This window comes from Mesorhizobium sp. WSM3864 (assembly GCF_002294955.1).
Taxonomy (GTDB): domain Bacteria; phylum Pseudomonadota; class Alphaproteobacteria; order Rhizobiales; family Rhizobiaceae; genus Mesorhizobium.
Genome location: NZ_NSGD01000007.1, coordinates 127,776 through 143,658, shown reverse-complemented (window position 1 = coordinate 143,658; position 15,883 = coordinate 127,776). Strand labels below are relative to the sequence as shown.

The following is a 15,883-nucleotide window of genomic DNA, read 5'->3' as shown; positions in this document are numbered from 1 at the left end:
ACGCATACTACGATGCTGTGGAAAAGGCGCATTAATCCTGGTTAACAATTTGGTAATTATATCTTAGGTGGCTAATATGACCGAAAGGATGACAACCTGAAGTTGCTAAACGGGAATTATGCTCCTCAAAGTTGCGCGCAAGCCTGTCTCGACCTTAGGAGCGAGATTTGCGGTTTGGAGCAAACGGCGCCACAGTTCTGAGAAAAACATTGACCTCGGCTGCGGTGCCCCCCACCCAACCACTGCAGCCGGGGTTTCTTTTTTGGCCGGCAATCGCAGTCTTGTCGGGCCGGCAAGGTCAATCTTCGCGCGGCCTATCTCCACAACATCAATGCGTCGTGCCTCGGAAATCACGCCTACCGGTACTAGCGTTTCAGGTTAGGCCTGACTGTCTCGACTTCTTCTCGCGTGGCCGTGTCCGGCAATTCGCCAGGACCATCCGGATTCCGTGTCGGGTTTTCGCGCGTGTCCCTCGGCGGCTTTTGCTTTGGGTTGGGGTCAGCCGGATTTGGCTTGCGAGCTTTTTCCCGTTTCGCTGGTTTAGGCATCTACACACTCCCTGCCTGCGCAATTTCGGAGAAACATTGCGGTTCCCGTCAAACAGCAGTTGATCGGTCGCTTTCGGCTGTAGCCGGTGCGGATCGTCCCATAACGTTCAGGTCCAGGCCGAAAGGACCGTCTCCATCTCGACGGTCTCGACCTGTTGCGCGAAGCGCTGATGGTAGACGGTCATCAGGGCATCGTGCGTCGCGTCCGATGAACTGCAAAGCGCATCCGTGACCAGCACCACGCGATATCCGATGTCGATCGCCCCCAGGACGGTTGCGAGCACGCAAACATCGGTTTCGCCTCCCGTGACCACCAGGGTGTCGATGCTGCGCGCGGCAAGTGCCGTCTGTAGTCTGCCCTCCGGCCAGGGCGAATAAACATGCTTGTCGATCACCTGCGCCGGCGGACAGAAGGATGACAGCGGAGGCAGCAACCCGACCATCTCTGGCCCGACATTTTCGATCGTCATCGACGCCCAGCGCTCATAGTAGCGCCTCCAGGTGCCGGCACCCAGGCCAGGCTTTTCAGCCGGCACGAAGCGCGTGAAAAGGGTCTGCTCGGCTTTCCATTCGACGAGGCTGACGATCCTCGGAAGGACGCGGGTGATCCACGGCGTGGCCCATTCCGAAGGTTCCGCGAACAATTTCTGCATGTCGACGCATAGATGCGCGCAGCGCTCGCCCAGAGGACCATAGCTCAAGCCGGAAGCCGACATCGGATTTCCTGTCGGAAGTTCATGTTCGCTCTGGTGAAGAAGTGCCCGACGCGGTCAAAGCTCGACATTTGGTTTCTGAACTTTGGTGAGGCAACGCCTCGCCGTGCAACTCGTTCCCGTCGACCGGAAACTACAGGTGTGGTCGAACGTTCTACCGAGATGGAGACCTCCAGGATTACGTCCCAACCGGCGATCTCGAGTCCCGAGTTTCCGCTGTCTTTGGATACGCCGCCGATGGAGGCGCGGACCGCGGACGCCTTGCCTGAAGGTCCCTGGCAGTACGAACCCAAATGGGACGGGTTTCGCTGCCTGGCCTTCAAAGGCCGCGACGCCATCGAGCTTCGCGCCAAATCCGGCAAGCCGCTTGGCCGCTACTTTCCCGAACTGACCACGATGCTGCGCGACCTCGCCGCAAGGCAATTCGTCGTGGACGGCGAGATCGTGATCGAGATCGACGGGCGCGTCTCCTTCGACGCGCTGCAGATGCGCCTTCATCCGGCCGAGAGCCGTATCCGCAAGCTGAGCGCGGAAACACCGGCGCGGTTGATCCTGTTCGATGCACTGGCTGCCCCGGGAGGCGAGATGTTGCTCGATTTGCCCTTGCCCGATCGGCGCCGGGCGATCGAGGACTTCGTTGCCAGGGCAGAGAACGCCGGGCTGAAGCTCTCGCCGGCCACAACGAGCCTCGCGACCGCCAGACGATGGTTGCGCGGCGCCGGCCGAGGTGCCACCGATGGCGTGGTCGCCAAGGCACTGGCCGAACCCTATCGCCCGGGCGAGCGAACCATGATCAAGGTCAAGCGGCTGCGCACAGCAGACTGCGTGGTCGGTGGCTTTCGCTACCTGAGCGGCAAGCGCCAGATCGGCTCGCTGCTGCTTGGCCTCTACAACGACCGTGGCCAGCTCGACCATGTCGGCTTCACCTCGACCATCGCCAGTGACGAGCGAGCGGCGCTGACCAAGAGGCTTGAAGCGTTGCGCGGCGGGCTCGGCTTCACCGGCAAGGCACCCGGCGGCCCGAGCCGCTGGAGCACCGAGCGCAGCGGAGAATGGGAGCCGGTGCGGCCCGAATTGGTCGTGGAGGTCCGCTTCGACCATGTCACCGGCGACCGATTCCGGCATGGAACAAGGCTGATGCGCTGGCGGCCCGACAAGGCGCCGCGCCAATGCACGTTCGAACAGATCGCGTAGGACACCTACCAGGAAGAGGCGACGCCACAACGGCCGCCGCTTGCTGCAACGGGCGGAACCACCAATCGCCTGAGCGGTTTTCCAACTGAGCGAACCGCGAGCCGGATAGGCTTGCAGCATTGGAGAACGAGATGGACCCGCGTAAAAAGCAACGCACCGCAAATCAGGACGAAACCGAGGCTCCGGCAGTCGAGCAGCAGGACTGGGACGCGCTTGAGGGCGGCCGGATCCTGCCCGACAGCGTCGCCGTCAACGGCGACCCGCAGGACGATGAAGAAGCGGAGGGAACGCTCCCCGAAGAAGACGACGACAATCCCTATCAGGAAAGTGACGAGGCACTCCCGGACGACGAGGAGGAGCGGGTCCTCGCGCGCGATCCCTCCAAGGAAGGAAGCCGGTTCGACGAGGTCTGAGCGGCCTTTCTTGGCGTCAAGCTGACTTGCGTTTGCCTTGCTTCGCGCCTTTCGCGGCGATGCCCTCCTTGGCAAGGCTCTTGCGCAGAACGTCGGCCAGATTGATGACGTTCTCACGCGGTTTCGGCGCCGCCTTGGGCAGCTTCTTGCCTTTGCGCTTGGCCTCGATCATGGCGATCAGCGCGTTCTCGTATGTATCCTCGAATTTCGAAGGATCGAACTTCGTCGCCTTCTTGTCGATCAGCAGGCCGGCGATCTCGAGCAGGTCCGCCTCGTAGTCCTGCTTCTTCAGCCCTTCGAACACCGTCGCCTCCGAAACCATCTCATTGCGGTCCCGCAGCTCGGTGAGAAGCATTCCCTTGCCGAAGGGCTGGATGAGAACCTCGCGTCCGCGCTGGTAGAGGACGACACAGGATCGCGCCGCCACCCGTTTGTTCTTCATGGCCTCCCGAAGGACGTTGAACGCCTCTGCGGAAGCATCCTCCGCCGGAATGAGGTAATAGGGCTTTTCGAGATAGCGCGTGTCGATGTCTGCGACCGGCACGAACTCGCCGATTTCCAGCGTGTGCTCGGAGGTGAGTTTCAGCGCCTTGATCTCCTCGGGCTCTATCTGGATGAAATCCTCCTTGTCGGTCTCGAAGCCCTTGACTTGGTCCTCGGCGTCCACCGGTTCGCCGGTCTCCTCATCCACATAGGCGCTTTTCACCGGCAGGCCGTCCCTCCGGTTCAATATCCTGAAATGGATTTTCGACGCTTCGCTGGTGGCGCCGACGATCTTGACGCCGCATGAAACCGATCCGACCTTCATGAAGCCTTTCCAGATCGCGCGAGGCGCAGCCATCGAGCTTACTCCGTCCGGATGCGCCCGGCAGGCGCCGGCGGATCGTCGGTTTCATCGGGATTTGGGCGCGGCACCTCGTCCGGCAGCCCGTGCCGCTCCGGCTTCCTGACCGGCTCCGGTTTCCAGCTGGGCGCCGGCATCGGCGTGTCGCGATCGGGATCCGGTTGTCTGGGGTCAGGCATCGAAGTTGGTTCCGTTGGTCTCCTGCACAACTCATCGCTGCCGGCATGGTTCCGAAGCGGCAGGCAGCGCTGCGCCTCAGATTTCGAGCAGCGCGTAAGGACGGCCGGTCGGCTTCGCGATATGCATGGCGACGTTGTAGACGCTGGCCCCACCAGGGGTCCGGCCTTCATACGAGCCGCGATGGGCATGGCCATGCACCACGGCGCTTACCTTGAAGCGATCGATGGTTTCGGCCAGCCGCGAGGAGCCGAGGAACGGAAAGATTTCCGGAGGCTCTCCCGCCACGGTCTCCGGGACCGGCGCATAGTGGAGCACCACGAGCGTGCGCTTGGCGCGCACCTGCCGCATAGCATTCTCGAGCCGCATTGCCTCGTTGACGCTTTCGGCCACCATCGCCTTGATGGCCGGCTCACCGAAGGAGCCCAGCATCCTTCGACCGAAGCCGCCGACAAAACCCTTCACGCCGACGAAGCCGACATCGTTCAGTTCGATCGCCTGGCCATCGAGAAGATGGACCCCCGCCTGGCGGAGCGTTGCAGCGATCTGCTCGACGCAACCGGATTCGTAGTCATGGTTGCCGAGAACCGCGACCACGGGAATCGAGCATGCGCGCAGATCCTCGGCCAGAAGTTCCGCCTCACGCGGTTTTCCGAGATTGGTGAGATCGCCTGTAAGGACCAGGACGTCGGCCTCGCGCGATATCTCGCCGAACAGGTCGCGGTACGAGGTCTGGGCATCTTCCTGAACATGCAGGTCGCCCATGGCGGCGACCTTGATGACACCGTTGCCGTTTGATTTCGCTGATGTGGCTGGTTCAGGCATCGCGCATCTCTCCAACGCCGCCGACGCCGGCAAACCCCCATTCCTTGACGTCGATCTCATAGTCGACCTGCGACAGCAGGCGGCCGCGGCAGATCTTCATTTTGGGCGACGGCAGCTGCCGTTGCCGCGCAAGCCGGCCCAGCAGTTCGTCGAGCAGCCAGTCTGGGATGCGGTCCCGCTCGCTGGGATAGATCCACCGGAAGTTGAGGACCTGCATCAGCAGCACTTCCCAATGGACATCGAGATAGGCGAGCAGCCTTTGCCAGTCGATCTGGTCGTGCGCCTTGAGGATGGTGTGGGCGATGTCGGCGCCGTCGTGGCGTCCTCTGTCCTGGATGAAGCATTTCGACCAGATGAGCTCCGTTGGGCCAATGATCCGGACCCGGCTGCCCAGCAGCTCGACTTGGCGGGCATGCTCCAGCCACTGATCTTTGACCTGCATTGTGCCGTTGGCCGAGGCAAATATCACATCGAAGAAGTGCTGGCCCTCGAAGACCTTCCCGAGCCAGCGGTCGTCCCGGATCTCGACCGCATAGCCGATATTCTTGAAATGCTCGAGTATGCGCGCGCAGTCTCCGGCCTTGCAGAAGATATCCAGATCCTTGGTTTGCCGAACAACGCCCGTATACGCGCTCACCGCGTAGGTCCCGGCGACGAGGAAAGGAATGTCGGTAGCGGCGAGCTCGCGGATTGCATGGGTGTAGAACGCTTCCGCCGCGGCGCTTTTCAGCGTTGGCTCGGCTTTCGCGTCGATCACGGGGAGCGATGCTGGCAGACCCGGCAACTCGTCGTTGGTCATCAACTGCAGCTCCGATTTCGGACCTTTCGATAACAGCCGCGGGCCTCGCTTGTTCCGCTGTCGGAGTTTGCGAAATAGGCCCGGCAACACCGTCCGGAGATCAGGCAAGCCGCGCCGCGCGCGGAGCATTGCCGAAATCGCGTGAAAACAACGACTTGGGCGCGACAGCTTGGCTGGTGCGCTAGTCCTTTTGCTCGCGGTACAAGCGCTCGGTCGCGCGGTCGCTCTCGCGCCGTTCGACTGGGCCTCTGTGACGGCGGGTGAAAAGCACGTAGATGATCGCAATGAGAAGGATCAGCGGACCGCCGGCAACAACGAACAGCCATAAATCGGAGCCGAACATGGCGTTTCCCTTCCTGTCGAAGGTGGTTTCTCCAGCAACCTATCGCTGGTCTTGAGCTAACCGATAAGGGCTGCAAATGTTCCTGTCCAAGGGAGTAGGCGGCCTGCGTGGTCAGCCGCCTACGCGCCCGGCGGGATCGCCTTGGCGACCATGTCCGGCCGTTGCGGCACCCTGAGCCAAACGGCCGAAGGAAATCGCAGACGGTAGCCGCCAGTTCGTTTGGGTCCGCCGTATGCGCGCTGTCTCTTTGCCGAGAGCGGCCTCTTGACCAAACCGCAGCAGGAAAGGCCGTCCCGTTCAAGCGACTGCAGCGAGCAAGAACCTCTGAGGCTTGTCGTGGAACGCAGCCTGCGGATCACAGTTCCGGCAGACGCCATCTGAAAATCGACAGGCTCGGACTGGAACAAAGCCCTGAGACGCTTGTTCGGCTCCGGCCCATCGAGCACAGGAGCTGGAAGCCATGAACATGCGGACACTTCTCGCGCCATTAGCCGTCGCTGCGACCTCCTCGTTTTTTCCGGCGGTCGCAGCCGATAACGCGCAAACCTTTGCCGGCCGATAGTAATCGATAGGAGACATCAAAATGCAGACGATCACCGCACTGTTCGACGATTATGACGATGCCGCCGATGCCGTGGGCGAGCTGGAGTCCATGGGCGTACCGCCGAGCGATCTCAGCATCATCGCCAACAATGCCGACGGCCGGCATTCTTCCGCGGCCGCCGAAGATGCAGCCAGTGGAGCCGGGATCGGGGCGGTCGTGGGCGGCGCCGGCGGCTTGGCGACGGGCCTCGGCGCCATAGCAATACCTGGCGTCGGTCCGGTCGTGGCGGCTGGCTGGCTGGCGGCGACAGCCGCGGGCGCGGCCGCGGGCGCAGTTGTCGGTGGAGCGGCCGGCGGCATCATCGGCAGTCTGACCGACGGCGGCGTGTCGGAGGGCGACGCCCATGTCTATGCCGAAGGCATTCGCCGGGGCGGCACTCTGCTTACCGCTCGCGTCGAAGATGACCTCGCTCCGCAAGCACAAGCGATCCTCCACGATTCCAGGTCGGTGGACATCGGCGAACGGCGGAACGACTACGAAGCTGGCGGTTGGACCGGATTCGATCCGCGGGCCGGCGATTACCGTCAGCAGAGCAAATAGGAGTCAGCGTGAGACGAGTGCTGTTGCCGCTGATCCTGACAGTGGTTGTGCTGTTGGCATGTTACTGGGCCTTCGCCTATGTCCAGAGTAGCTGGCCGACGGCACCGTTGAAGCGGACACCTGAGCAGAACCAGGGCGGAAACGCACCCCAGGACACGTCTCCCGCCGCCGGCATAGAAAAGGATCCGCAAGGCAGCAACAAAATGCCGGGCAATCAATAGCGGCAGGCGTAAGTAGCGAGCATCAGGCGAGCGAATTGCTTTCCGCCTGATCGCCTGGCGCTTCTCTCATCCGCGCTCGACGAATTTGTTGAAACGGCTGGGCAAACCTTCCGCCGTTAGGTCTTGGTGCACGAAGGCAAGTTCGTTCTCATCCAATATGGCGAAGAACTCTTCCCATTCGACGGGCTGCAGATCCTCTTCGTGCTCGCCGAAGTCGACGCGCAGCACCGCCCCCTTGCCTGCAGTCCGCGCGACTGCAGGTCTGCCTTCGCGGGCTTCAATCCAAGCCCGGATCACCTCGTGATTTGTGGTTTTCAGTGGCTCGCTCATGATCAACCCTTCCGGCTAATCGCCAATCCTGGCGCTTTGCTCGTTAGCGAATGAGGATTCAATCCGCGTCCGGCTCGCTCGTTCCCGCGAATTCGCTCCTTGCGAGGCGGTGGCCTGGCTGCGTGGCCAAGGGAACCAACTGCCGCCCTACTGGTTCGGAATGCATTCATTGGAGCCTTGCCATGCCAAATGCAGCCGAAATTTTCGTCGACACTCCGGTTGCCTGGGATGCCGAGGTCATGTTCGGCCTGCCCGGCGATGGCATCAACGGCATCATGGAGATGGCTTGCGCCAGCATCGAGAGGGCCGATGAGGTCGAACGCGTTCTTGACGAAGCCTTGATGCCGCCGAAGATGCCGCCCGATTATGCCAAGAATTTCCGCAAGGCGCCGCCGGAGACTCCGGGGCGCGAGCGGATCGAGGAGAACGTAGCGCGGGAGCCGGCCAGGACGATGATGGAGGCCGAGGGATGACGTTGCCGCAGCCGCTTGCGATTCCAACTTCCTGTTGAGGATGCACATGCTCGACCTGTCCCGCGAACGTCGCCGAATGGTCGATGTTCATCTCCGCCGCCGCGGCATTCATGATCGTGAGATCCTGGCAGCGATGCGCGAGGTCCCACGCGAGACTTTCGTGGACCCTGGCTTCGAAGAATTTGCCTACGAGGATGGACCGCTGCCGATTGCCGAGGGCCAAACGATATCGCAGCCCTATATCGTCGCGTTCATGCTGGAAATGGCTGAGATCGGGCCCGGCGATCACGTCCTCGAGGTCGGCACGGGATCTGGCTACGCCGCCGCCGTGATGAGCCGCATCGTCGATCATGTCTACACGATGGAACGGCACGCCGGCCTGGCGGAAACCGCGAGACGGCGCTTCGAGACGCTTGGCTATCGCAACATCGAGGTGCGCACCGGCGACGGCACCAAGGGCTGGCCCGAAGCGGCACCGTTCGATGCCATCGTCGTCGCGGCGAGCGGGCCCGGCGCGCCGCTCGCGCTGCAGCAGCAGTTGGATGTCGGCGGCAAGTTGGTCATTCCGGTCGGAGATGACCCTGACGAGCAGCGTCTCCTCAAAGTCACCCGCACTGGCGCTTCCACCTACAGCGAGGAAGATTTCGGTGCGGTGCGCTTTGTCCCTTTGATCGGCGAAGAAGGCTGGCAGGAGGACAACCGCATCCGAACCAGCCGTGTCTCCCCGCTCTTGCCAGCGCGCAGTCTTCCGCAGATGATTGCCGCAGCGGCCGAACCGCTTCCGGAGTTCGATGATCCCGCCTTTGTGGAGGCCTTCGATCGCTTTGCCGACCGGCGGATCGTGCTGCTCGGCGAAGCGAGCCACGGCACATCCGAGTTCTATCGGGCGCGGGCTTGGATCACCAGAAGACTGATCGAGAAACATGGCTTCACGATCGTCGCCGCTGAAGCCGACTGGCCCGACGCCGCGGCGATCGACCGCTATGTGCGTCACCGCCCACCTTCGCCGCGCGCCGACATGCCTTTCCAGCGGTTTCCCACCTGGATGTGGCGCAACGCCGAATTCGCGGCATTCGTGGAGTGGCTGCGTGCGCACAACGAGCAGATCGAAACACCGGCAAGCCAGGCAGGGTTCTACGGCCTTGATATCTACAATATGAGAGCCTCGATCGCGGCGGTTTTGGAATATCTCGACCGCATCGATCCGGAGGCGGCAAGCATTGCCCGCGAACGCTACGGCTGCCTGACGCCGTGGCAGCACGAACCCGCCACCTATGGCCGGGCGGCGCTAACCCGAGGCTACCGGGAATGCGAGGAGGCGGTGCTGCGGCAGTGCCGGGACATGCTGTCGCGTCAGCTCGATCACGCCGGCCAGGACGGCGACGAATTGTTCGATGCCGCGCAGAACGCCCGGCTCATCGCCTCCGCCGAGCACTACTATCGCGTGATGTACTATGGCGGCGCGCAATCCTGGAACCTGCGCGACACGCACATGTTCGAGACGCTGCAACATGTTATCGAAGCGCGTTCCCCCGATGCCAAGGCCGTGGTCTGGGCGCACAACTCCCATATCGGCGACGCCCGCTTCACGGAGATGGGAATCGTCAGAGACGAAGTGAACATCGGTCAGCTCTGTCGCCAGCGGTTCGGCGACGACGTAGCCCTCATCGGCTTCGGCACGCATGCCGGCACGGTCGCTGCCGCCAAGCATTGGGACGGCGAAATGGAAATCATGTCCGTGCGGCCTTCGCGCGAGGACAGCTATGAGCGGCTTTGCCACGACGCCGGCACCGCTCGTTTCCTGCTCGACCTTGGAGCTGATCCAGCCCTTCATGATCGGCTGACCGAACGTCGGCTCGAACGGTTCATCGGCGTGATCTATCGGCCGGAAACGGAACTGCACAGCCACTATGCCGACGCCTCGCTTGCGCGGCAATTCGACGCCTTCGTCTGGTTCGATGAAACCACCGCCGTGACGCCCTTCGGGCCGGAGCATGCGACGAGCGGTGTCCCGGACACCTACCCCTTCGGGGTGTAGGCGATGGACGGATGCATTCGACATCGCGCTGATGCGGGAACTTCGGCGCAGAGGTGATGCGGCGAGCGAACGCTACTGTTCTTTCACGTAGGCACCAGGCCGGCGGCCGCCTTTGGGCGCTCTTGCATCCTTGGATTGCTCGGGGACCGATGGGCCCGCTCCGGAAGTCTTTTCCGTCGCAGGACCAGGCGTCGCCCGTCCCGAAGGGTTTTGCCCTTCCGACTGATGCGTCTTGTCTTCCACCTCGCCCTGTCTGCGGGTGAGCCCAAAGCGATCGTGAGGCTTTTCGTTGCCGGCCGCAGCCTGCGAAAACCGGTCTGAGGGATCCGGATCGGTGTTGGCCGGGTACTTCCTGGCGCCGGTCTCGCGGCGGTTCTCTTCCTTGCCCATGACTCTCTCCGGGTTGATCTGGAGGATAACAAGATCGTCAGAAGAGCGTTCCCCGACCTGGCCGATGAGGGACGCGGGCAATCGGTTCCCATCAGTCCGATGGAACAAACACGCCATCGCCCAATTAGGCGAACAGACGGCGGTCCGGCACGAGGAGGCAGCAGTCATGGACAGGGAAGAACGCATCAGACGCCGCGCCCACGAAATCTGGGAGCAGGCCGGTCGGCCGCAAGGTCGGCAACAGGAACATTGGGATCAGGAACAAGCCGGGCGGCTAGCAGAGGCGCCGAGGAAGGACTTCTGATGCCCCGGATCGTTGCAGTGATCGCGATCGTGGTGATTTTATTGATAACCGTGTGGGCCTGGATCGGCCGAGAGCCCGAGCGCCCGAGCGGCGGGAGCCAGCAGCCAGCGCCCCACGCGATCGACCAGAACGGCTGAGGCAGGGCCTGTCGATCGGGCACCTGCCCTACCCACCGCATCGCCCTCTTTGCATTGCGGTCTCGCCAGCCTTGTTTCGGCGAGCCGTCCGAGCGCCGCCGGCGACTGTCGCAACAGCCGCGATAGCGAGCAGGTTGAGACGCAGTCAGTGTATGAAGCGGCTTCTCAGCCAGGCAAAAATGCGATTGCCTGTGACAATTCTCCGGACGCGTCCAGCAGCCCAACTGGCCTGCATGGTTGCGCCGGCATGGCAGCTGCAGACGACTTCATGCAACTGCCAATCGGAGAGTTCAAAGAAGCGTTTGGCTTCCCCGTAGGTATCCGACTGCAGGCCCGAGGCCCTGAGCAACGGGTCTTCGAACGCAACCGTCAGCGGGGATCCAGCCGCCCGCGCCTCTTCCCGCATGCCTGGATAGAGATACTCGGTGCCGGTGAGCGCGGCGAGACAGCGCAACGGATTCCGCTCGAGCAGTTCTGCCCACCTCTCTATCTTTTCAGTCCTTGTCGTGAGCGGCACCAGCGGATTGATATCAGCGACTGCGTGCAGTTGGTCGAGCGTTTGGTGTTTCATGATAGGCTCCCGTCCATACTTGGCTGACCGGCTTGTCCTGGCGGGGTCGGCAGGCCCGCGTCTGAGGTGCGGGCCGATCAGTGTTTCCCACCGATCTCCGGCAGGCGCCAAAAAGCGCGCCTGCAAATCATCGAACTGACAGTCGTCCCCAAAGTTCCGGATGAACACGGAATTCATTTGGAATGCAGACAATCGACAGGTTCCGCAAGTGCAGGACTGCACGGCGTTTCAGTTGCGAGCCCAGGCTGGACTAATATGCAGGCGCTTGTCGGATATATCATATCCAGTGATAGGAACGGGAGCATGGTTCTTTCTCAGGCCACGCAGCCCGCGGTCCTCATTCCGCTGCCGCCTTTTTCCGTTTCGCCTCGTCGAAGTCGATCGCCAGCACGATCTTTCCGTTGGCGTCGCGAACCCGGACGGCCCAGCCCTGCTGCCCACCTTCGGCGGCCGTGTCGTCAAGCAAATCAATCGCCGAACGCAGCGCCTCGTCATGCACGGCCTCCAGATTCGGGAATTCCACGCCCTTCAGCTGCCGCATGCCATCATGGTCGCGATATTCGAATGTGAAGGGGCTGTCCGGCTTGGCGGGCTCGCTGAAGTCGCGGTTGCTCTCCTGCGCGGACCGGTGTTCCACGGTCTCGAAAACCGCGCACTGCACCATCATCTCTTTGGCGCGATCGATAAGAGCGGTGTCGCCGTACGTCGGCCGTGGATCGGATCCAGCCATTGTGACGGCAATCTTTTCGCCGCCCTCACCGAGAAATTCGACTGTCACCACGCCTTCCGAGTTGGAAACTATTTGGGTCTCGAGAACCTGCATCGGTGCCTCGTCATCTTAGATAACGAAGGTAAAAGCTGCCCAACAGGAAATGTTCCGGCCGCGCTCAGCGATTGGCGGCAGCGATAGTTCCCCCTTCCCGGAAACGAGTTCCCGCACAGCAGCGTTTCTACTTCGCGTTCAAGATCCCGTGGGAACACCGACGCCGGACAGATGTTTGGTAGCGAAGGAGCTGTCCGATGACCTCACCGAGCAAGCGAAGACCCGCCGAGGGTCGAGGCGAAATGCAGATGGGCTTTACCCTGGACAAGACGCCCGGATTCGACCCTTCTGCCGCCCCGCAGGAAACGGATGCAGAGGCGGGAGGGTCGACGAGTTCCGCCCATCGCGTCGCATCAGATGAACCGAAATTCACCAATCAGGCGAGCTTCGCCGACGCCATGCAGCGCCCCCAGAACGCGCCCGGCCTTCAGCCGAGCAGAAACGGGCCGGTGCTGGTGATTGCAGTGCTCGTGGTTCTGGCGGGCGCCGCTTTCCTGCTTGCCGCTCGCCTGGGTTGATGCCGATGCCGGCTCGCCGAGGCGCTCCAACCCGGAACGCCCGATGCAAGGTCTGGTAGCTAGGGAGTATGTGCATGCCCATGTTGAAAAAGCTTCTTCGCCATCTTTGGCGACGGAAAATCCAGCCGGCGGCCGATCCGTCCCCAGTCGATGCGATCGTGCGGCTGTTGCGTGAAAGCGAGGAACGCAACGGATAGATTTTTGGATCGTGCTCGGTTGCCGCCGGCGCGCGAAATCCTCGAGCTCGTGCTCTTCTGCCGACGGTGTTTTAGCCCGCGCTGAGCGTTACCCGAATTCCTCCTCGGCGAAGGCGCCAAGCCTCCAGCCTTGTTTGCCTCGGCCTGCAAGCCAGCTTGATGTCGCTCACCGCACAGACAACTGCTATGCCGACTTGCGCCCCCGTGCAGAATTCTTCGTCTTTTTTCGTTTCGGCGCTCCCCTGGACTTCGGGGACTTGGACTTTGCCCCGGCCTCCGCACCGAGGCTCTTTTTCAGCGCATCGAACAAATTGACCACATTGGATGGCTTGGGTTCCGCCTTGGCTTTCGGCGCCTTCCTGCCGGCCTTTCTGGCGCGAACCAGTTCCAGCAGTGTCTCCTGATATCGATCCCGGAACTCGGTGGGATCGAACTTGCCCTTCTGCTTATCGATGATGTGCTCGGCCAACCCGATCATCTCGCTGTCGGGCTTTCCCGACTTGATCTCGGCGAAGACGCCGGCGGGCTCGCGCACGGTGTCGCCATAACGCAGGGTGGTCAGCATCATGCCCTTGCCGCGTGATTCGACCACCACCGGGCGTTCCCTCTGATAGAGCACGATGCGAGCGAGCCCGGCCATCTTCTTTTCGGCCAGCGCGTCGCGGATCACCGCAAACGCCTCTTCCGAGACCTTGTCGGCGGGCGTCACGTAGTAGGGCGCGTCGAGATAGATCTGCTCGATCGACGATTTGTCGACGAAGCCGTCGAGATTGAGCGTGTGCGAAGACTCGATCTGCACCGCCTCGATGTCTTCCTCTTCGATGAAGATGAATTCGTCCTTGCCGACTTCGTAGCCCCTGACCTCGTCGTCTTTATCCAGCGGCTTGCCGCTCTCGGCATCGACATAGATGCGCCGGACCCTGTGGCCGGTCTTGCGATTGAGCACGTGGAAGGAAACCTTCTCGGCATGGGTCACGACGTTCGTCAATTCGACGGCGCAGGTGACCAGCGACAGTTTGAGATAACCGCTCCAGGCGGGACGCGGCGCCATGGCGATCTCCTTGGCGACAGGAATGCAGCCGGAACGGCGAACGCACCGCTTCGGTTCCGACGTCGCAGGCCGGCGCATCGCGTCGGCTTCAGCCGGCTGAACCGGGAAGCAGCGCTGAACTTCCCGGCGGGAGAAGCAACGGGAGCTTCCGACAAGGGCTTGGCCCGACATATTCGAGTTGCAGACATTTCGTTCGAAACGTCCGTCCGTCGCGGGATCATTCGGAACAATGGGCCTTCGGGCAAGTTGGATACGGCTCCAACGGCGAATTGATCTGGAACGACCGTGGCGACGCGGAAGATCGACAAGGACAGGCGTGAGCGCACCTCGAATGCTGCGCGCGAACTGCTTGAGACGGAACGACTGGCGCGCCAGGCAAAGACGGCGCGACTACGCGAGCAGCGTCTGGCCGCGGCACCGGCGGCAAAGTCGCCTCCTCCCGCGGCCAGGCCGGGCCGGACGCCCAAGAAGCGAAAAATCATAGATATCAGCTAGCGCCTGGCTCCGTTCGGCGCTGCCGCTTTAGGGCGGCCGGAAATCGATGACGCGTCCAGCCAGCTTCTCTCATTCCTTGGCCGCTGGCTCTCCAGGCCCAATCTCGGTCTCATCTAATATGTGCTCGTGAATGATGCCGAGGATTTGCAGCCTCACCGCCTCACGCGCCTCCGGCTGGATGAACGGCATGAGGGTATCGACCCTCTCCTTGACCCGACGGGGCAGATCAGCGCTGGGATCGGTCAGCTGGCTGCCATGCTCATAGAGGTTGTCGGTAAGTTTCTTATCCAGATCGGAAAAGATGCCCATGGCTGTCGCTCCACATTGACGGCGGAACAGCCGTGCCCCGAATTGGTTCCGTCTCGCCAAGCCTCGTTTGCCGCGCGTTGCCGAATCCCAAGAATTCGAACGGAACAATCGCACTCTGCGCATGTTCGGCCAGACCACACTCGAACGGTCGGAGAACGAAATGGAAAACGGAAAGCTCGCCGTGGTGACCGGCGCTTCCAGCGGCATCGGCAAGGAACTGGCGAAATTATGCGCGAGAGATGGCTACGAACTGGTGATCGTGGCCGACGAGCCGGCGATAGAGCAGGCTGCCGAGGCGCTGCAATCTCACCACGTTGCAGTCGAGGCGGTAGAAGCCGACCTCGCGACCGAGGAAGGGGCCAATCAACTGATCGCGAGGATTGGTGACCGCGCTATTGACCTTCTGTTCCTCAACGCGGGACGAGGCCTGGGCCGGGGCTTCATCGATCAGGACTGGCCCAAGGCGCGCCGCGTCATCGACACGAACATCACCGGCACGGTCTATCTGGCACATCGGCTCGGCCGGCAGATGGTCCGGCGTGGCCGCGGCCGGATCCTGTTCACGGGCTCCATCGCCGGCTTCATGCCCGGCACCTTCCAAGCGGTCTACAACGGCACCAAGGCCTTCATCGATTCATTCGCAATCGCGCTGCGCCATGAGTTGAAGGACAGCGGTGTGACCGTGACAGTGCTGATGCCCGGCGCGACGCAGACCCGCTTCTTCGAGCGCGCCGACATGATGGACACCGAAATCGGGACTCAGGAGAAAGACAATCCGGCCGATGTGGCCAAGGACGGCTATGACGCCATGATGGCCGGAAAAGAGCAGGTCGTTAGCGGTTTGAAGAACAAGATGCAGGCTGCCGCGGCCCATGTCACGCCGGCCGGCACGCTGGCCGAGCAGCATCGCAAGGCCGCCGAACCGGGCTCCGCGAACAACGGATGAATGCGAAGCGCCGCCCGGGGAACATTCCAGCCGGGCGCAAGTTCGATGCACTCAATCCTCCAATCGACAGGAACGGCACG

21 protein-coding genes and 1 pseudogene are annotated in these 15,883 nt (G+C 62.2%); 10 read left to right on the top strand and 12 right to left on the bottom strand.

The window, feature by feature from the left end:
• Nucleotides 1–655: 655 nt before the first annotated feature.
• Nucleotides 656–1,264: a cysteine hydrolase family protein gene (locus CK215_RS17015; RefSeq protein ID WP_095831604.1), complete on the bottom strand. Its 609-nt coding sequence runs from the start codon at nucleotides 1,262–1,264 to the stop codon at nucleotides 656–658.
• Between the two features lie 159 nt (nucleotides 1,265–1,423).
• Between CK215_RS17015 and CK215_RS17010 the strand changes: the two genes are divergently transcribed.
• Together CK215_RS17010 and CK215_RS17005 are read left to right on the top strand one after the other, a co-directional pair.
• Nucleotides 1,424–2,455 (top strand): ATP-dependent DNA ligase, encoded by a 1,032-nt coding sequence (locus tag CK215_RS17010; RefSeq protein ID WP_095831603.1) that lies wholly within the window; start codon nucleotides 1,424–1,426, stop codon nucleotides 2,453–2,455.
• A 131-nt stretch (nucleotides 2,456–2,586) separates the two neighbouring features.
• On the top strand, nucleotides 2,587–2,868 hold the full coding sequence (locus tag CK215_RS17005; RefSeq protein ID WP_066992031.1) for a hypothetical protein: 282 nt from the start codon (nucleotides 2,587–2,589) through the stop codon (nucleotides 2,866–2,868).
• A gap of 16 nt (nucleotides 2,869–2,884) precedes the next feature.
• On the opposite strand, the gene CK215_RS17000 is transcribed toward CK215_RS17005, so the two are convergent.
• From CK215_RS17000 to CK215_RS31330, 5 genes are all read right to left on the bottom strand, one after another.
• On the bottom strand, nucleotides 2,885–3,709 hold the full coding sequence (locus tag CK215_RS17000) for a Ku protein (RefSeq protein ID WP_095779472.1): 825 nt from the start codon (nucleotides 3,707–3,709) through the stop codon (nucleotides 2,885–2,887).
• Between the two features lie 5 nt (nucleotides 3,710–3,714).
• The gene (locus tag CK215_RS31335) at nucleotides 3,715–3,891 is read right to left on the bottom strand and encodes a hypothetical protein (protein WP_082953724.1); all 177 of its coding nucleotides are present in this window, start codon (nucleotides 3,889–3,891) and stop codon (nucleotides 3,715–3,717) included.
• A gap of 76 nt (nucleotides 3,892–3,967) precedes the next feature.
• Nucleotides 3,968–4,714, bottom strand: coding sequence for a metallophosphoesterase (locus CK215_RS16990; protein ID WP_067320643.1), 747 nt, complete (start codon nucleotides 4,712–4,714; stop codon nucleotides 3,968–3,970).
• Nucleotides 4,707–5,513, bottom strand: a complete 807-nt coding sequence (locus CK215_RS16985) for a nucleotidyltransferase (protein ID WP_095831682.1) — start codon at nucleotides 5,511–5,513, stop codon at nucleotides 4,707–4,709. Before CK215_RS16985 ends, CK215_RS16990 begins: the two co-directional genes overlap by 8 nt.
• Nucleotides 5,514–5,694: 181 nt before the next feature.
• Nucleotides 5,695–5,856 (bottom strand): hypothetical protein, encoded by a 162-nt coding sequence (locus CK215_RS31330; RefSeq protein WP_082953723.1) that lies wholly within the window; start codon nucleotides 5,854–5,856, stop codon nucleotides 5,695–5,697.
• A gap of 583 nt (nucleotides 5,857–6,439) precedes the next feature.
• Between CK215_RS31330 and CK215_RS16975 the strand changes: the two genes are divergently transcribed.
• Nucleotides 6,440–7,000 carry a hypothetical protein gene (locus tag CK215_RS16975; protein WP_066992020.1) on the top strand — a complete coding sequence of 187 codons (561 nt, stop codon included), beginning with the start codon at nucleotides 6,440–6,442 and terminating at the stop codon, nucleotides 6,998–7,000.
• 8 nt (nucleotides 7,001–7,008) lie between these two features.
• Nucleotides 7,009–7,221 (top strand): hypothetical protein, encoded by a 213-nt coding sequence (locus CK215_RS16970; RefSeq protein ID WP_095831602.1) that lies wholly within the window; start codon nucleotides 7,009–7,011, stop codon nucleotides 7,219–7,221.
• Nucleotides 7,222–7,287: 66 nt separating this feature from the next.
• On the opposite strand, the gene CK215_RS16965 is transcribed toward CK215_RS16970, so the two are convergent.
• On the bottom strand, nucleotides 7,288–7,551 hold the full coding sequence (locus tag CK215_RS16965) for a hypothetical protein (RefSeq protein WP_095831681.1): 264 nt from the start codon (nucleotides 7,549–7,551) through the stop codon (nucleotides 7,288–7,290).
• Between the two features lie 182 nt (nucleotides 7,552–7,733).
• Here CK215_RS16965 and CK215_RS16960 point away from each other — a divergent pair, with 182 nt between their 5' ends.
• Nucleotides 7,734–8,024 (top strand): hypothetical protein, encoded by a 291-nt coding sequence (locus tag CK215_RS16960; RefSeq protein WP_095831601.1) that lies wholly within the window; start codon nucleotides 7,734–7,736, stop codon nucleotides 8,022–8,024.
• Nucleotides 8,025–8,070: 46 nt separating this feature from the next.
• Nucleotides 8,071–10,062 (top strand): protein-L-isoaspartate(D-aspartate) O-methyltransferase, encoded by a 1,992-nt coding sequence (locus CK215_RS16955; protein ID WP_095783945.1) that lies wholly within the window; start codon nucleotides 8,071–8,073, stop codon nucleotides 10,060–10,062.
• 72 nt (nucleotides 10,063–10,134) lie between these two features.
• Here CK215_RS16955 and CK215_RS16950 read toward each other — a convergent pair whose 3' ends face one another.
• Nucleotides 10,135–10,452, bottom strand: a complete 318-nt coding sequence (locus CK215_RS16950; protein ID WP_095831680.1) for a hypothetical protein — start codon at nucleotides 10,450–10,452, stop codon at nucleotides 10,135–10,137.
• Between the two features lie 166 nt (nucleotides 10,453–10,618).
• Between CK215_RS16950 and CK215_RS16945 the strand changes: the two are divergent.
• Nucleotides 10,619–10,711 (top strand): annotated as a pseudogene (locus tag CK215_RS16945) (DUF2934 domain-containing protein); the annotation flags it as partial.
• Between the two features lie 44 nt (nucleotides 10,712–10,755).
• A complete protein-coding gene (locus CK215_RS31325) occupies nucleotides 10,756–10,893 on the top strand; it encodes a hypothetical protein (protein WP_156752600.1) in 138 nt (45 codons plus the stop codon).
• A 145-nt stretch (nucleotides 10,894–11,038) separates the two neighbouring features.
• Here the strand turns inward: CK215_RS31325 and CK215_RS16940 are convergent, their stop codons facing one another.
• Both CK215_RS16940 and CK215_RS16935 read right to left on the bottom strand, forming a co-directional pair.
• Nucleotides 11,039–11,464 (bottom strand): hypothetical protein, encoded by a 426-nt coding sequence (locus CK215_RS16940; RefSeq protein ID WP_066992011.1) that lies wholly within the window; start codon nucleotides 11,462–11,464, stop codon nucleotides 11,039–11,041.
• A 337-nt stretch (nucleotides 11,465–11,801) separates the two neighbouring features.
• Nucleotides 11,802–12,287, bottom strand: a complete 486-nt coding sequence (locus CK215_RS16935) for a hypothetical protein (protein WP_095831600.1) — start codon at nucleotides 12,285–12,287, stop codon at nucleotides 11,802–11,804.
• A gap of 197 nt (nucleotides 12,288–12,484) precedes the next feature.
• On the opposite strand from CK215_RS16935, the gene CK215_RS16930 reads away from it, so the two are divergent.
• Nucleotides 12,485–12,805 (top strand): hypothetical protein, encoded by a 321-nt coding sequence (locus CK215_RS16930; protein ID WP_095831599.1) that lies wholly within the window; start codon nucleotides 12,485–12,487, stop codon nucleotides 12,803–12,805.
• A gap of 381 nt (nucleotides 12,806–13,186) precedes the next feature.
• Here CK215_RS16930 and CK215_RS16925 read toward each other — a convergent pair whose 3' ends face one another.
• On the bottom strand, nucleotides 13,187–14,053 hold the full coding sequence (locus tag CK215_RS16925; protein ID WP_095831679.1) for a Ku protein: 867 nt from the start codon (nucleotides 14,051–14,053) through the stop codon (nucleotides 13,187–13,189).
• Nucleotides 14,054–14,617: 564 nt separating this feature from the next.
• A complete protein-coding gene (locus tag CK215_RS16915; RefSeq protein WP_095831598.1) occupies nucleotides 14,618–14,857 on the bottom strand; it encodes a hypothetical protein in 240 nt (79 codons plus the stop codon).
• A 160-nt stretch (nucleotides 14,858–15,017) separates the two neighbouring features.
• On the opposite strand from CK215_RS16915, the gene CK215_RS16910 reads away from it, so the two are divergent.
• A complete protein-coding gene (locus tag CK215_RS16910; protein ID WP_095826294.1) occupies nucleotides 15,018–15,803 on the top strand; it encodes an SDR family NAD(P)-dependent oxidoreductase in 786 nt (261 codons plus the stop codon).
• The last annotated feature ends 80 nt before the right edge of the window (nucleotides 15,804–15,883 follow it).

Excerpts from the sequence above, each read along its gene's own strand:
- CK215_RS16915 (WP_095831598.1), bottom strand. The coding sequence starts at position 14,857 with ATGGGCATCTTTTCCGATCTGGATAAGAAACTTACCGACAACCTCTAT.
- CK215_RS16930 (WP_095831599.1), top strand. The coding sequence starts at position 12,485 with ATGACCTCACCGAGCAAGCGAAGACCCGCCGAGGGTCGAGGCGAAATG.
- CK215_RS16940 (WP_066992011.1), bottom strand. The coding sequence starts at position 11,464 with ATGAAACACCAAACGCTCGACCAACTGCACGCAGTCGCTGATATCAAT.
- CK215_RS17005 (WP_066992031.1), top strand. The coding sequence starts at position 2,587 with ATGGACCCGCGTAAAAAGCAACGCACCGCAAATCAGGACGAAACCGAG.
- CK215_RS17010 (WP_095831603.1), top strand. The coding sequence starts at position 1,424 with ATGGAGACCTCCAGGATTACGTCCCAACCGGCGATCTCGAGTCCCGAG.
- CK215_RS17015 (WP_095831604.1), bottom strand. The coding sequence starts at position 1,264 with ATGTCGGCTTCCGGCTTGAGCTATGGTCCTCTGGGCGAGCGCTGCGCG.
- CK215_RS16985 (WP_095831682.1), bottom strand. The coding sequence starts at position 5,513 with ATGACCAACGACGAGTTGCCGGGTCTGCCAGCATCGCTCCCCGTGATC.
- CK215_RS16960 (WP_095831601.1), top strand. The coding sequence starts at position 7,734 with ATGCCAAATGCAGCCGAAATTTTCGTCGACACTCCGGTTGCCTGGGAT.
- CK215_RS16990 (WP_067320643.1), bottom strand. The coding sequence starts at position 4,714 with ATGCCTGAACCAGCCACATCAGCGAAATCAAACGGCAACGGTGTCATC.
- CK215_RS16910 (WP_095826294.1), top strand. The coding sequence starts at position 15,018 with ATGGAAAACGGAAAGCTCGCCGTGGTGACCGGCGCTTCCAGCGGCATC.
- CK215_RS16965 (WP_095831681.1), bottom strand. The coding sequence starts at position 7,551 with ATGAGCGAGCCACTGAAAACCACAAATCACGAGGTGATCCGGGCTTGG.
- CK215_RS16925 (WP_095831679.1), bottom strand. The coding sequence starts at position 14,053 with ATGGCGCCGCGTCCCGCCTGGAGCGGTTATCTCAAACTGTCGCTGGTC.
- CK215_RS16955 (WP_095783945.1), top strand. The coding sequence starts at position 8,071 with ATGCTCGACCTGTCCCGCGAACGTCGCCGAATGGTCGATGTTCATCTC.
- CK215_RS31335 (WP_082953724.1), bottom strand. The coding sequence starts at position 3,891 with ATGCCTGACCCCAGACAACCGGATCCCGATCGCGACACGCCGATGCCG.
- CK215_RS16975 (WP_066992020.1), top strand. The coding sequence starts at position 6,440 with ATGCAGACGATCACCGCACTGTTCGACGATTATGACGATGCCGCCGAT.
- CK215_RS17000 (WP_095779472.1), bottom strand. The coding sequence starts at position 3,709 with ATGGCTGCGCCTCGCGCGATCTGGAAAGGCTTCATGAAGGTCGGATCG.
- CK215_RS16935 (WP_095831600.1), bottom strand. The coding sequence starts at position 12,287 with ATGCAGGTTCTCGAGACCCAAATAGTTTCCAACTCGGAAGGCGTGGTG.
- CK215_RS16950 (WP_095831680.1), bottom strand. The coding sequence starts at position 10,452 with ATGGGCAAGGAAGAGAACCGCCGCGAGACCGGCGCCAGGAAGTACCCG.
- CK215_RS31330 (WP_082953723.1), bottom strand. The coding sequence starts at position 5,856 with ATGTTCGGCTCCGATTTATGGCTGTTCGTTGTTGCCGGCGGTCCGCTG.
- CK215_RS31325 (WP_156752600.1), top strand. The coding sequence starts at position 10,756 with ATGCCCCGGATCGTTGCAGTGATCGCGATCGTGGTGATTTTATTGATA.